The sequence below is a fragment of the Clostridium sp. UBA4395 genome (genome assembly GCF_002390995.1).
GTDB classification, from domain to species: Bacteria; Bacillota; Clostridia; order Clostridiales; family Clostridiaceae; genus Clostridium_J; species Clostridium_J sulfidigenes.
Genome location: NZ_DGRF01000009.1, coordinates 1 through 15,087 on the forward strand (window position 1 = coordinate 1; position 15,087 = coordinate 15,087).

Sequence of the window (15,087 nt, forward strand, 5' to 3'; positions counted from 1 at the left end):
TATTTTGCGACGCCCCCTTTTACTTACAAATAAGTATTAAACCATTGAAGAGCTTCAGAAACTATAGCCTCTGTTATATAATGGTTTAGTCTGTCGTAGGTTTTCATATCTACTAAATCTTTATTTTGATAGTGATCTTTTATTGCATTAAAGAAAGCAATCTCACTTTTAATTGGAACTAAAGCATCCTTATCCCCGTGAAGTAAAAGAAGAGGAGTATTATTAAAATTATTAATGTTATTTATAGGGCTATATGAAGATAGTTCATTTAAGTTTTTATCTATATAATCTTTATTATCTTTATACTGATCTCCAATTATTTCCAAAGTAGCTTCAACCCAAGCGCCAGAGCTATTCATAATTACTCCAGCCTTAATGCATTTATTATGAGCAATAATACCAGAAGTAATCATTCCTCCCATGGAATGACCAGAAACTCCAATTCTGAGTTCATCTATATTGTAGTTAGATTTAATATAATCAAGAATAAAACTGAATTCCTTTACAGATGATAACACCGTTGGCCAAAACTTAGTTAATCCACTTTCACCTTGCCAATAATCGATGGTTCCACGCTCACCATGATTTATTGAATCAGGTATAACTACCATATATCCATTGCAAGCTAAGAAACTGCCTAGGTTTTTATGAACATCTTTATTAGAACTCCATCCATGATAAAAGAATATTACAGGAAGTTTTTCAGTAAAATTTTTAGGATAGATTATAAGAGTAGATATATTATCTATATTTACTTTTTTTATACTGATTAAATTATTAATCCACATTGTCATGCCTCCTTTAAGATTCCCCAATTATAATAGAATTTATATTATTCAATAAAAAAATTATTGTTTCTTATTTTACTTATAAGATATATTATACATAAATTATTATAATTTTAAAAGATAATTACCATTACTATTGAATAGGCAATATCAAAAACTAAAGAAAACAGACCATATTGAATTAATAAAATATGATCTGCTTATCTTTAAAATAAATATAACTAAATATTATAAATTATTTTAGAATATGAAGTGAGCAATAATTGAAATTATAGGAAGAGTTATTAAAGTTCTTTCTATAAATATTATGAACAATTCTTTTATATTAACAGGTATTTTAGAACCTAGTAATAAAGCGCCCACTTCGGAAAGATATATAAGCTGAGTTATAGAAGTTGCAGCTATAATAAATCTTGTCATATCACTTTGAATTCCACCTGACATTATAGATGGTAATAGCATGTCTGCGAATCCAGCTACTAATGTGCTAGAAGCTGCTGCAGCTTCTGGAATTTGGAGAATTTTTAATATTGGTATAAAGGGTAAACCGAGAATTTGAAATAATGGTGTATATTCTGCTAACATTAGTGCAATAGTTCCTACAGCCATAACTACAGGGATTACGCCAAACCACATATCTACAACATTTAATGTCCCTTTAGCAAATACATCTTTTTTAAAGGATGAAGATTTAGCTTTATCTATAGCTTTTTTTAAACCAAATTTAAAAGTTGTATACCCTTCAGGAAGAAGGTCTTCCATAGATTTATTTGTATTATTATAGTATATATCCTTTTTTCTTGATAGTGGAGGTAATTTAGGCACTAATATTGCAGCTACTAAACCAGCAAAGGTAACTGATAGATAGAAAGGTAAAAACATATGACTAAGCCCAACGGTATCAATTACAACTATGCTAAAGGTTATTGAAACTAAAGAGAAGGTTGTACCAATTACACAGGCCTCTCTTTCAGTATAATACCCATCAACATATTGTTTACTTGTTAAAAGAACACCAATAGTACCATCTCCAAGCCAAGAAGCTATACAATCTATTGCAGCTGAACCAGGAAGATTAAAAATTGGTCTCATTATTTTTACTAGGAGGGAGCCTACAAATTCTAAAAGTCCGAAATTAAGAAGAAGAGGTAGAAATAATCCAGCAAATAAAAATACTGAAAAGAGTATAGGAAGTAAATCAGATAAAATCATTCCTCCTGTATTTTCTGACCAAATTGCTTTAGGGCCTATTTGAAACATTGTACATATTATGAATACTCCACCTAAGACTCTGATAATAAACCAAATGGTATTTACATTTAAAAGAGAATTTAAAAAATTATTTTTAACAATAAATTTAGGCTTTAATGCTTTAGTTACTATTGTAAAAAATGCGGTTACAACTATTATTGCTGTTATTATGTATGGAAGTGATTGACCAAGAGCTTCTTGAACATAGGTTGATAAGGTTGCAACAGGTATAACTACTTCTTCTCCTTTGGTAATTGGAATCATAAATAAGAAGATACCTAAAGAAGAGAATATAAGAAATTTAATTACAGCTAATATATATGAATAATCTTTATTATTTGCTGAAGTAGACACTTTATTGCTTTTTGTTTCCATTTATATACACCCTTTCTATAACGAATTTATGTATAATTATACATAAGCTTTCCCTATAATGCAACATAATTATACATAAATATTATATTTAACTTTAAAAAAACTACAATACTTTTGAAAAAAATGTAAAAATATATAGAGATATGTACTATGCATTTGATTGATAATATATTAATTTTAAACTGAACTTACATAAGGTAGTTATATGAAAAGTTATTTACTAATTTATTTTTTAGCTATAGGAATTAATAATTATTAATTAGTTAACTGCATAAAAATAATAAGTGTAAGTAATAATTATACTTATTATTACTACTTACACTTATCTAAAGGTAAATACTTAGTTAGGGTTATATTGAAAGGTAGCACATAAGGTTTCTTCACTAGTAGATGAGGTATAACCAGAAATATCAATAGAGTTTGCAGTACATTTGAGTTTTTTATTATAAATACATTGCTCTGCCTTACAATTTACATTAGAATAAGGAGTATTTATACTAATAGAGTTTGTTAATGCACTTGATTTGTTTATAAAGTTTTCACAATTTGTACCATCAGGTTGATAGGTATTGGAACCCCCAATGGTTATCTGATTTAAATTACAGTAGTTGGAATTATTATGTACACAGTTATGAACTGAGCATTGAAGTAAAACCATTTTATCTCCTCCGAAAATAATTTTACTTTAGTATACCTAATTATTCTATTTTTTATACAAAATCATAAACTTCTTAAAATCTTCCTCACTAAGAAACATATCTCCAATGTTACCGTGTTTAGTATCATCCTTAGAAATTCCATGAAAATCAGAACCACAAGTTATTATCATATCCCTTGATTTAGCTAAGGATCTAAATTCGTCGGTTTCTCTTTTAAAGTTTTGATAATACAGAGCCTCAATACCATGAAAATCATAATTTAATATATTTTTAATAGGTGTTTTTTTAATAAGTTTAGGATGTGCTAGAATTACAATGCAATTATATTTTTTAAGAAGTTCAATTCCTTCTGGTATGGATATATGTTTATTAGGAACATAGGCAGGGCTATCATTTCCTATAAATTTGTCAAAAATATGCTGAAAATCAAAGGGATATCCAGCATTTACTATGGCTTGTGCTATGTGAGGTCTAGCTATAACACCATTACCAATTTTTAAAACATCATCTACATTTATTTTAATGTTAAAATATTTATCTAGATTTTTAACTATAGATGAGGCTCTAGTTTCCCTGTTTCTCTTTAAATTATTAAGAAAATTAATTAAGGTTTCATCTTTATAATCATTTCCTTTAAAATATCCCAAGATATGTATGCTTTCTCCATTGTGATTACAGCTTAACTCTATTCCCGGAATAAAATTAAGGGAAATTTCATTAGCTTTATTTAAAGCTTCGCTAATACCTTCAGTGGTATCGTGATCTGTTATAGATAAAAGTTCAACATTTTTATTTTTAGCCATTTCAACTACTTCAGAAGGGGAGAACCTCCCATCAGATGCAGTTGTATGACAGTGAAACTCTGCTATAATATTCATAAATATCTCCTTCCTTTATATAGTAAATAGATATAATAATATAGATTTATTATATCTTAAGTGTAGTATTATTTATACAATATATGTTGATTCTATAAGTTGAAAGATAATTTTATAGATATTACTATATTACTTCATAAAAATAATTGTCATAATTGAAACAAAGTTATATAATAAAGTTACAATGAAAAATACTTAATAAATTTAAAGGAGATAAAAATGAAAGGTGAAACAAGAAAAAGAATTGCAACATTAGATAATAGAATAAATACTACAAAGCTTGTAAAATTATATATTCTACATTATTTAATATATGAAAATAGTGAGGAATATGGATTGGAAATAGTTAATTATATAAATAAAAACTTTACTAAAGTTTCTAATGGGTTGGTATATCCACTTCTTAGAGATTTGGAGGAAAATCTATATCTTAAAGCCAAATGGGAAGATTTTGATAGAAAAAATAAACGTTTATATAAAATTACCGATGAAGGTATAGAACATTATAAAAAAATAAAGGGAGATTATTTTCATGCCATAGAATATAATATTTCTATTTATAATAATGTTTTAAATCAAATTTATAAGAAACAATAGACAAGTTTTATAGCATTATTCAAAGATGGCTCATTCCTATTATTAATCACATATATAATATTAAAGAATATTATATATGAAGAGATTAATTAATGGGAGGATTTAAATTATGTATAAGATAACCTTAGACCCTGGACATGGTGGAAGTGATCCAGGAGGCGTTTATGGTGATCTAATAGAAAAAGATATTACACTAACTATAGCTGTAGAATGTGAGAAAGAGCTACTTAGACATGGAATAAAAGTTCAAATGACAAGAAATACTGATAAATATCTAGGACTTTCTCAAAGAACTACCATGGCAAATAATAATATGTCAGATTATTTTATTTCTATTCATTGTAATGTAGGTGGAGGAGATAGAGGTGAAATAATTTATTCTATATATAATGGTAAAGGTTTAGAACTTACAAACAAAATTAGCAATGAAATTATGAATATTGGTCAGACACAAATTAAAACTTATAATAGAATGAATAAAAGCGGAAGAGATTATTTTCCATTGATAAGAGACACTGTTATGGATGCAATTATTATCAAGTGTGCTTTTATAGATAATGAAGAAGATAATAAGATAATTAGTACTATTGAAAATCAAAAGAAATTTGGAAAAGCTATAGCAAAAGGTATTCTTTCTCAACTAGATATTGATTGTACTGACATTGATTAATTTAATAATATTTATTTTGGTAGTTTCAAAAATATAAATATTAAACGAGCAATTATAAATGAAGAAAATAATAGACCCATTAGAATTAATCTACTAATGGGTCTATTATTATTTTATACTTTTTATATAAATACTAAGTATATCCTCATAGGTTAATGGATAGGGATGATTTTTAAGTTTTGCTTTATTAGAATTCATATAAGAAGTATAATTTTTTAATTCATCAAGGGTTATGTTCAAATCCTTTGAAAATAATTCATCTATAAAGTTTCCAAACTCATCTACATTTGAGAAGTTCAATAAAGATATGATTTTATCCACTTTATCCTGAGCACTATTTGCGTATATTTTAAGATATTCTTTTAAAAGAATTCCATTAGCCTTACCATGAGGTACATTATGATAATAAGTTAATGGATATCCCATTCCATGAGGAATAGATGTGCCGCTTTGTGAAATTACCATACCAGCAATAGAAGATGCTATTAATAAATTTTCACGTACTTTAAAGGGAATATTTTCTGAAGATATATATGAAATACATTCACTAAATATCTTTAAACCACTTTCTGCAAGAGCATTGCTAAAGCAGTTAGAATTAGTAGATAAATACCCTTCTATTAAATGTGAAAGTGCATCTATAGAAGTATTTATTGTTACATTTTTAGGTGTATCCATCAAGTAAGTAGCATCTAAAAAAGACACTACAGGAAAAATTTTAGGGCTAATACCTCTTTTATTTTTAATGTTATGATCTGTTAATATAGAGTAAGGTGTAGTTTCGGTTCCAGTTCCAGCAGTGGTAGGAACTGCAACGATTGGAAGAGAATTAAGAGGGGAATTTGTAAATAAATCTTCAATAGTGACTTGTGAATTAAAAAGAAGAACTCCGGCAGCTTTAGATGCATCTATAGGTGAGCCTCCACCTATTCCAATAATAAAATCAATACCTTTATCTTGGGCGAATAATTTTATTTTATTAATTGTTTCTGTAGATGGATTTTCTTCTACATCATCAAATATATGATAATCTATATTGTTTTCTTTTAAGGAACTTACCACGTGATTTAAAGAACCATTAGTTTTAGAAGAATGTTTACCAGTCACTATTAAAGCAGTACTTCCTAAAGAATTCATTATACTACCGTGATTTGTTAGTGCGTTTTTTTCACATATAATTTTTGTTGGCATAAAAAATATTGGATTACTCAAAATTTTATTCCTCCTTAAAGTTAATTGTAATATTAAAATTTTATCTTATATTTTAATATAGCATCTATTACAAGTTTTCTCAATTTATTAGAAGGATGACTTTATTATAAATTTTTATCTGTAAGATCTATTATTGAATATTTAAATTAATTTTGAAAATAATAGTTAATAGGGAGGTGAGCTTTATGGCTAAGAATAAGCAAAACAAACCTAAGAAGTCTTCCAATAAGATGAATGGTGAACTAACTTCTATGAATGACAAATCAAATGACAGTAGAAATTCTAAAACAGGATATATGGAACAGCAACCTAATTCTCACTTAAATCAATTTAAATAAGTCTAGGTTATACTTAAACCGATAACTCTACAAAATATTAATATGTAGAGTTATCGGTTTATTGTTTAATTAGATTGATTTTTTTATTAATAAAAATTATAATTCTTTTTATTAGAGTTATGAAGGGAAGTTTAAGATGGAAGAGAGATTACAAAAATATATGGCTAGATGTGGTGTTGCTTCTAGAAGAAAATGTGAAGAAATAATATTATCTAATAGAGTTAAAGTTGATGGGGATATAGTAAAGGAATTAGGAACAAAAATTGATTCTAGAGTTAATGAAGTTAGAGTAGATGATAAAGTAATAAAACCAGAAGAAAAAAAGATATATATAGCACTTAATAAACCTACAGGATATATATCATCTGTAAAGGATGATAGAGGTAGAAAAACTTTATTGGATATTGTAAAAGTAGATGAAAGGATATATCCTATTGGAAGGTTGGATTATGATACTTCTGGATTAATTCTTCTAACTAATGATGGTGAAGTTTATAACAATGTAATGCACCCAAGAGTTTCTATTAATAAAACTTATATAACTATAGTAAAAGGAATAATCAATGATGATGAAATACATAAATTTGAAAAAGGAATTGATATTGGGGATTATATTACTGCACCAGGAAGATGTGAAGTTATAAAAAAATATAAAAATAGTTGTGAAGTTGCTATAACTATTCATGAGGGGAAAAATAGGCAAGTGAGAAGAATGTGTGAAGCAATTGGACATCCAGTTATAAGTTTGAAGAGAGTTTCAATTGGTGAAATAAAATTAGATACAGGGTTAAAAGAAGGTCAATGGAGATACCTAAGTGAAATAGAAATACAATACCTAAAGAATGGAGGAGATAAAAATGTTTAAATACTTAGGAAATATAACAGATTTATCTCACTATATAATTGAAAATTTTGTGGTGGATAAAAATATAGCGGTAGATGAGACTCTTGGGAATGGTGGAGATTGTGATTTTCTAAGTGAGAGCTTTAAAAAAGTTTATGCATTTGATATTCAATCAGTAGCAATAGAAGAATATAAGAAAAAGAACAAAGATAATGTAAAACTCATTTGTGATTCTCATGAAAATATAGAAAAACATATAACTGAAGAAATAGATGTAGCCATATATAATTTAGGTTTTCTACCCGGTGGTGACAAATCAATAACTACGGAGGCTGAATCTACACTGAAAAGTATTAAAGAAACTTTAAAAATATTAAAAAATGGAGGTTTTGCCATTATATCAGTATACATTGGTCATAATGAAGGTCTTCGTGAAAGTGAACAGATAATAAAATATGCAAGTTATCTACCAAAAGATAAGTATGGAGTAATGATTCATAAAGTTATAAATAGGAGTGAAAGGGCTCCATATTTATTAGTCATTGAAAAGAAGTGATTGCTCTAAAACAGTGATTTTACAATACTTAATACAGAAACTTAAACTATGTTATAAGTTTATAATTATCTCTTATATAGGAAAAAATTTATAAAATTAATAATCATAGAAGTTTTATGTTGAAGGATAATCCATACTGTGTTAATATGAAGTATATAATTCATTTTTCAGTAAAATGAATTATATACTTTATAATCTTTTAAAAGGAGTTAAGTGATGGAGAATAATAATACTGATTTAATGAGAATGATACAAACTAAGTTTTCAAGGTTAAGTAAAGGACAGAAGCTCATAGCTGAATATATTTTAAAGCATTATGATAAAGCAGCATTTATGACTGCTGCGAAGCTAGGAGCAAGCGTTGGTGTAAGTGAATCAACAGTAGTTAGATTTGCTAACCAATTAGGTTATGAAGGATATCCTGAACTCCAGAAGGCGCTACAAGAACTTATAAAAAACAAACTTACCACAGCTCAAAGAATAGAATTATCTAATGATTTTATTATTCCTAATAACGCTTTAAAAGGAGTATTAAAATCAGATATAGAAAATATTAGAGCAACAATGGAAAAAATAAATTATGAAGCTTTCGAAAGTACAGTTAATAGTATTTTAAACTCTAAGAAAATTTATATTGTAGGATTAAGAAGTTCCGCTGCATTGGCAGACTTTTTAGGATTTTATTTAAATTTAATATTAGACAATGTAAAAATCGTATCTTACGGGATGAGTGATATTTTTGAACAGATGCTAACATTAGGTGAAGGAGACTGTGTCATTGGTATAGGTTTCCCACGTTATGCTATGAGAACTGTTGAAACCCTTAATTATGCAAAGTCAAGGGGAGCTGATGTTGTTGCAATTACAGATAGCGTTTTATCTCCGTTAGCAACTAAAGCTGATTATGTACTAATAGCTGAAAGTAATATGGCTTCCTTTGTTGATTCTTTAGTGGCACCACTAAGTGTTATTAATGCTCTTATTATAGCTGTAGGATTAAAGGAAAAGGACAAAATATCTAAAACCTTCACAGAACTTGAGCAAGTATGGCAAGAATATCAAATTTATTCCTACAAAACAAATAAAGATATTAACAAGTTTTAATTTTTATGTCTAAATTTTTATAAAATTATGTTGATTTATATACAAAAGTATTCTATTATGTAAATAAAGGCATGTAATCGTTTTTAATATTTGCAATAAATCTGTTAAAATGTTTTTAAAAAAGAAGGAAAAAAAGCAAATACATAGAATATATATTACATGTAAAGATTTACTTCAGTGTGTTATCATACAAAAAGTAAATTATATAAATAATTTTGTTTAAATTTTAGGAGGTATTGATACTATGGATACTAAAGCTTATATTGAGCAAGTATTAGAAAACGTGAAAAAAAGAAACAGCGCTGAACCAGAATTTATACAAGCTGTTGAAGAGGTTTTAAACTCTATAGGGCCTGTACTTGATAAGCACCCAGAATATGTAGAGTCTAACTTATTAGAAAGATTCTGTGAGCCTGAAAGACAAATAATGTTTAAAGTATCTTGGAAAGATGACAATGGTAAAACTCAAGTAAATAGAGGATTTAGAGTACAATTTAATGGAGCTATAGGACCTTACAAAGGTGGATTAAGATTCCATCCATCTGTTTACTTAGGAATTATCAAGTTCCTAGGATTTGAACAAATTCTTAAAAATGCATTAACTGGACTTCCAATAGGTGGAGGTAAAGGTGGTTCAGACTTTGATCCAAGAGGTAAGTCTGATGCTGAAATCATGAGATTCTGTCAAGCGTTTATGACTGAATTACAAAGACACATCGGACCAGATGTGGACGTTCCAGCTGGAGATATCGGTGTAGGTGGAAGAGAAATCGGATACTTATATGGTCAATATAGAAGAATTAGAGGAGCTTTCGAAAATGGAGTTTTAACTGGAAAAGGTTTAACTTATGGTGGAAGCTTAGTAAGACCAGAAGCAACAGGATTTGGAGTTACTTATTTCTGTGAAGAAATGCTTAAACATGAAGGAACTGACTTCAAAGGAAAAACAGTTGCAGTTTCAGGTTTCGGTAACGTTGCTTGGGGAGCATGCCAAAAAGTTGCTGATTTAGGTGGTAAAGTTGTTACTTTATCTGGACCAGATGGTTATATCTATGATAAAGATGGAATAACTACTCCAGAGAAAATTAATTACTTAGTTGAAATGAGAAATTCAGGTAGAGATAAAGTTCAAGATTATGCTGATAAATTTGGATGCGAATTCTTCCCAGGACAAAAACCTTGGGGTGTTAAAGTTGACATCATAATGCCTTGCGCAACTCAAAACGATATTCATATAGAACATGCAAAACAAATCGTTGCTAATGGCATTAAATTTGTATGTGAAGCTGCAAATATGCCATGTACAAACGAAGCAGTTGAATACTTCTTAGCTAATGGATTAATAGTTGGACCTGCTAAAGCTGCTAATGCTGGTGGAGTTGCCACTTCTGCATTAGAAATGGCACAAAACAGTATGAGAATATCTTGGACAGCTGAAGAGGTGGATCAAAAACTTCATCAAATAATGGTAACAATTCATAAAAATGCTATGGATGCAGCTGAACAATGTGGATTTGGATACAACTTAGTTGCTGGTGCTAACATTGCTGGATTTATGAAAGTTGCTGAAGCAATGCATGCTCAAGGAGATATTTAATATTAAATTAAAATAGTTTTAATATTAAAGGAGGGAATTTTTAAATTCTCTCCTTTTTCATGTGATATGACAAGGATTTTAGTTTTAAATGTAATTTATTATAATTAAACTCTACTAATAAATGTAGAATAAAATTTTAGTTAACAAAATAAATTCATTGAATAATTAGGAATTTTATATTAAATTATAATATAGGAATATATTTAAAATAAAACAGAAGAGATGGTGATTTTTTGGCACAAGTAGTAGTTGTAGGTGGAGGTCCAGCTGGAATGATGGCTGCAATAGCAGCAAGTAAAAACAATAAGGTTATATTAATAGAAAAGAATAATAAACTTGGCAAAAAACTGTTTATTACTGGGAAAGGTAGATGTAATGTAACTAATAATAAGGATATTAGTGAGTTTTTTGATTATATTCCAACTAATCCTCATTTTCTATATAGTGCTCTTTATACATTTACCAATGAGGATACTATTAAGTTTTTTAATGAAAGAGGAGTTGAACTTAAAGTAGAGAGAGGGGATAGAGTTTTTCCTAATTCAGATAAATCTTCAGATATTATAAAAGCCTTTGAAAAAACTTTAATGGAGAAAAATATTGAAATTAAACTTGGAATTGCTGTAAAAGAATTAAAAGTTGAAAATAATAAGATTACTTCAGTAATCCTTGATAATGATGATTATATAGAATGTGATAATGTAATCTTAGCTACTGGTGGGGCTTCATATCCTCAAACTGGATCTAATGGTGATGGGTTTAGATTTTGCAAAAGTTTGGGTCATAATGTAGTGTCTATAAAACCGTCCTTAGTACCAATTGAAATTAATGAAGCTTGGGTAAAAGACCTTCAAGGTTTATCACTAAGAAATGTACAGCTTACATTATTAGATAAGAACAATAAAATTATTTTTAAAGAGCAAGGTGAAATGTTATTTACTCACTTTGGAATTTCTGGTCCATTATGTCTTAGTGCAAGCAGTTTAATAAAACCAGGTGAAAAGTATAAGATTATATTAAATCTTAAGCCTGCACTTAGTGAAAAAGAGTTAGATTTAAGAATACAAAAGGATTTTTTAAAGTATAATAATAAGGACTTTAAGAATGCATTAAATGATTTATTTCCACAAAAATTAATTCCTATTATGATTAGTTTAAGTAAAATACCAGAAAATCAAAAGGTAAATAGTATTACAAAAGAACAACGTAAGTTTTTTCTAAATCTTATTTCAAATCTTACAATGGATGTAAGAGGATTAAGGTCTATAGAAGAAGCAATAGTTACATCTGGAGGCGTTGATACAAAAGAAATTGATCCGTCTACAATGAAATCTAAGGTGGTTTCTAACCTAAGTTTTGCTGGAGAAGTAATAGATGTAGATGCTTATACGGGAGGTTATAATGTACAGATTGCTATTTCTACAGGTTTTATAGCAGGAAGTAAGATATAAATATACAAGTATAGCTATTATTGAGAAATTTATAGTTTAAAAACATCTATTTAAATTATGGATTGATAGTAACTATATAACTGAGGAGTGATACTATGAAAATATCAATAGCTATTGATGGTCCTGCTGGAGCAGGAAAAAGTACTATAGCTAAATTAATAGGAGAAAAATATAATTTAATGTACATAAATACTGGATCTATGTACAGAGCAGTTACTTTATTTGCAATGATAAAGGGTGTTGAACCTAATCAAGTAAGTGATTTATGTGAACTTATAGATACTTTGAAGATGTATTTTGATAATGATAACCTATTTGTTAATGATATAGATGTGACTGATGAGTTAAGGAGTGTTGAAGTTACTAATAATGTGTCGAGATATGCATCTATACTAGAGGTTAGACAAAAGCTAGTTGAAATGCAGCAAGAAATAGCTAAAAATTACAATGTAATCATGGATGGTAGGGATATAGGCACAGTAGTACTTGAAAATGCATCCTTAAAAATATTCTTGACAGCTAGGGCAGAAGAAAGAGCTAAACGTAGGTATGATGAGCTTATAGCCAAGAATGTAAAAGTAGATTATAATAATATATTAGAAGATATAAAAAAAAGAGATTACATTGATTCAAATAGAGAAGTAGATCCTTTAAGAAAAGCTGAAGATGCAATAGAGATTGATACTTCTACTATGGGTATAAGTGAAGTAGTAGATGCCATATCTAAGTACATATCATATATAAATGTAGATAAATAGTCATGTGTAATATAAATTAATTTGTTTTATAGTAAATGGTATTAGAGGTGAGGATAGTATGTCTGAAGTAACTCTTGCAAATAAAGCAGGTTTTTGTTTTGGAGTAAAAAGAGCAGTTGAAGAGACTATAAGATTGAGAGAAAAATATAATAAGGATATATACACATTAGGGCCATTAATCCATAATAATGATGTTGTGAAAAGCTTAGAGGAAAAAGGTATTCATTCTATAACTCTAGAAGAAGCATATAATCTTAAAAAAAATGATGTTGTAGTAATAAGATCTCATGGTGTTGGCAAAAATGTATTTGACCATTTAAGAAAGAATAATGTTATAATAGAAAATGGGACTTGTCCATATGTGAGAAATATACAACAAAAAGTTGAGGAGTATTATAACAAAGGATATAATATAATTATTGTTGGTGATGATAAGCATCCAGAGGTCATAGGGATTAATGGGTGGTGTAATGATACAGCTATTATATCTAAGGATGGAGAAAACATAGATGGAATTAAGAGCAAGGTATGTGTAGTTTCCCAAACTACAGAAAAGCAAAGTAATTGGGAAAAGGTTTTGAACAGGATAATATCATTAGCTAAAGAAATAGTAGCTTTTAACACTATCTGTAATGCCACAGAAGAAAGACAGGAATCAGCGAATAAACTTTCTAAAGAGGTTGATTTAATGATAGTTTTAGGCGGATATAATAGTTCAAATACTACAAAGCTTTATGAAATTTGCAAAAAAAATTGTGAAAATACTTATCATGTAGAAAAAGTAGATTCTTCACTTTTAAATATGATAGGAAATGAAAATATAAATAAAATTGGAATTACTGCTGGGGCGTCAACTCCAGAGTACGTAATTGAGGAGGCTATTAGTAAAATGAAAAAACAAAACGATATAAGTCAAGAGGATATGGACCTTTATGATAAATATTTTAAGGATACTAGCAACATATCTGTAGGAAGTATTTTAGAAGGTGAAGTATTTAAAGTAAATGAAAAAGAAGCATATTTAACTATAGGTACAAAAACTGAGGCTATAGTAACAACAGAGGAATACTCTAGAGACAATGAAACTCCTTTAAATCAACAAATTAAAGTAGGAGATGTTATTAAAGCAAAGGTAATAAATAGAAAAAATTCTGATGGATTAGTTGTATTATCAAGGACTGAGGTTTTAAGAGCTGAACAACAACAAGTGTTAAAGGCTGCTTTTGATAATGGAGAGATAATAAATGTTCAAGTTAAACAAGAAGTAAAAGGTGGACTTGTAGCTTTATTTGAAGGAGAAAGAGTATTTATACCAGCATCTCATATAGAATTAAGTAGAGTTAGTGATTTGTCTAAGTATATAGGACAAAATTTTGATATAAAACTTATAGAGTATTCTAGAGAAAGAAATAGAGTTAAAATAGTTGGTTCAAGAAGAGAACTTTTGGAGAAGGAGAATGAAGTTAAAAAGGCTACTACATGGGCTTCTTTAGAAAAGGGCATGGTAGTTGAAGGTGAAGTTAAAAGATTAACTGCTTTTGGAGCTTTTGTAGAAATTAATGGTATAGATGGTTTATTACACAGTTCAGAAATGTCTTGGAATAAAGTTAATAACCCATCAAAATTATTTAAAGTTGGTCAGATTATTAAAATTGGTGTTTTAGAAGTTGATAGAGAAAATAACAAATTAGCTCTAAGTGTTAAAATGTTAAGCGAAAATCCATGGAATAATATTAATGAAAAATATCCAACAGGAAATGTTGTTGCTGGAAAAGTAGTGAGATTTGCACCATTTGGAGCATTTGTTGAGTTAGAAGAAGGGATAGATGGGTTAGTCCATATATCTCAAATTTCTAATGAGAGAGTCGAAAAAATTGAAGATGTTTTAAAAATTGGAGAGATAGTAAAAGCTGTTATAACTCAAGTAGATGCTGAAGGTAAGAAAATTGGACTTAGCATTAAAGATTTAGAAGCATAAAAATTTTTAGAAGGGGCTTTCGCAAAATAGA

15 protein-coding genes are annotated in these 15,087 nt (G+C 28.4%); 10 read left to right on the forward strand and 5 right to left on the reverse strand.

Translation table 11 applies throughout. From position 1 onward, the window contains the following. Positions 1-23: 23 nt before the first annotated feature. From B2694_RS00425 to B2694_RS00440, 4 genes are all read right to left on the reverse strand, one after another. A complete protein-coding gene (locus B2694_RS00425; protein ID WP_346884085.1) occupies positions 24-788 on the reverse strand; it encodes an alpha/beta hydrolase family protein in 765 nt (254 codons plus the stop codon). Positions 789-1,028: 240 nt separating this feature from the next. Next, positions 1,029-2,393: a YjiH family protein gene (locus B2694_RS00430; protein ID WP_346884096.1), complete on the reverse strand. Its 1,365-nt coding sequence runs from the start codon at positions 2,391-2,393 to the stop codon at positions 1,029-1,031. Positions 2,394-2,754: 361 nt separating this feature from the next. Beyond that, complete coding sequence (locus B2694_RS00435) at positions 2,755-3,072, reverse strand: DUF1540 domain-containing protein (protein ID WP_346884086.1); 318 nt, start codon at positions 3,070-3,072, stop codon at positions 2,755-2,757. Positions 3,073-3,117: 45 nt separating this feature from the next. Next, complete coding sequence (locus B2694_RS00440) at positions 3,118-3,951, reverse strand: PHP domain-containing protein (protein ID WP_346884087.1); 834 nt, start codon at positions 3,949-3,951, stop codon at positions 3,118-3,120. Positions 3,952-4,170: 219 nt separating this feature from the next. On the opposite strand from B2694_RS00440, the gene B2694_RS00445 reads away from it, so the two are divergent. Together B2694_RS00445 and B2694_RS00450 are read left to right on the forward strand one after the other, a co-directional pair. Beyond that, complete coding sequence (locus B2694_RS00445) at positions 4,171-4,548, forward strand: PadR family transcriptional regulator (RefSeq protein WP_346884088.1); 378 nt, start codon at positions 4,171-4,173, stop codon at positions 4,546-4,548. Between the two features lie 109 nt (positions 4,549-4,657). Next, positions 4,658-5,218, forward strand: coding sequence for an N-acetylmuramoyl-L-alanine amidase (locus tag B2694_RS00450; RefSeq protein ID WP_346884089.1), 561 nt, complete (start codon positions 4,658-4,660; stop codon positions 5,216-5,218). 108 nt (positions 5,219-5,326) lie between these two features. Here B2694_RS00450 and B2694_RS00455 read toward each other — a convergent pair whose 3' ends face one another. Further along, the gene (locus B2694_RS00455) at positions 5,327-6,430 is read right to left on the reverse strand and encodes an iron-containing alcohol dehydrogenase family protein (protein ID WP_346884090.1); all 1,104 of its coding nucleotides are present in this window, start codon (positions 6,428-6,430) and stop codon (positions 5,327-5,329) included. 185 nt (positions 6,431-6,615) lie between these two features. Here B2694_RS00455 and B2694_RS00460 point away from each other — a divergent pair, with 185 nt between their 5' ends. The 8 genes from B2694_RS00460 to B2694_RS00495 all read left to right on the forward strand — a co-directional run bounded on the left by B2694_RS00460 (position 6,616) and on the right by B2694_RS00495 (position 15,056). Then, the gene (locus tag B2694_RS00460; protein WP_167403023.1) at positions 6,616-6,768 is read left to right on the forward strand and encodes a hypothetical protein; all 153 of its coding nucleotides are present in this window, start codon (positions 6,616-6,618) and stop codon (positions 6,766-6,768) included. Between the two features lie 136 nt (positions 6,769-6,904). After that, the gene (locus B2694_RS00465) at positions 6,905-7,633 is read left to right on the forward strand and encodes a pseudouridine synthase (RefSeq protein WP_346884091.1); all 729 of its coding nucleotides are present in this window, start codon (positions 6,905-6,907) and stop codon (positions 7,631-7,633) included. Next, positions 7,626-8,168 (forward strand): class I SAM-dependent methyltransferase, encoded by a 543-nt coding sequence (locus tag B2694_RS00470; protein ID WP_346884092.1) that lies wholly within the window; start codon positions 7,626-7,628, stop codon positions 8,166-8,168. Before B2694_RS00465 ends, B2694_RS00470 begins: the two co-directional genes overlap by 8 nt. Positions 8,169-8,384: 216 nt before the next feature. Next, on the forward strand, positions 8,385-9,272 hold the full coding sequence (locus tag B2694_RS00475; protein ID WP_035132970.1) for a MurR/RpiR family transcriptional regulator: 888 nt from the start codon (positions 8,385-8,387) through the stop codon (positions 9,270-9,272). Between the two features lie 244 nt (positions 9,273-9,516). Continuing rightward, positions 9,517-10,869 (forward strand): NADP-specific glutamate dehydrogenase, encoded by a 1,353-nt coding sequence (gene gdhA / locus B2694_RS00480; RefSeq protein WP_207656739.1) that lies wholly within the window; start codon positions 9,517-9,519, stop codon positions 10,867-10,869. A 233-nt stretch (positions 10,870-11,102) separates the two neighbouring features. Continuing rightward, a complete protein-coding gene (locus tag B2694_RS00485; protein ID WP_346884093.1) occupies positions 11,103-12,320 on the forward strand; it encodes an NAD(P)/FAD-dependent oxidoreductase in 1,218 nt (405 codons plus the stop codon). Between the two features lie 95 nt (positions 12,321-12,415). Next, positions 12,416-13,078 (forward strand): (d)CMP kinase, encoded by a 663-nt coding sequence (cmk, locus tag B2694_RS00490; RefSeq protein WP_346884094.1) that lies wholly within the window; start codon positions 12,416-12,418, stop codon positions 13,076-13,078. 58 nt (positions 13,079-13,136) lie between these two features. After that, entirely contained in the window at positions 13,137-15,056 is a 1,920-nt protein-coding gene (locus B2694_RS00495; protein WP_346884095.1) for a bifunctional 4-hydroxy-3-methylbut-2-enyl diphosphate reductase/30S ribosomal protein S1, read from the forward strand. The last annotated feature ends 31 nt before the right edge of the window (positions 15,057-15,087 follow it).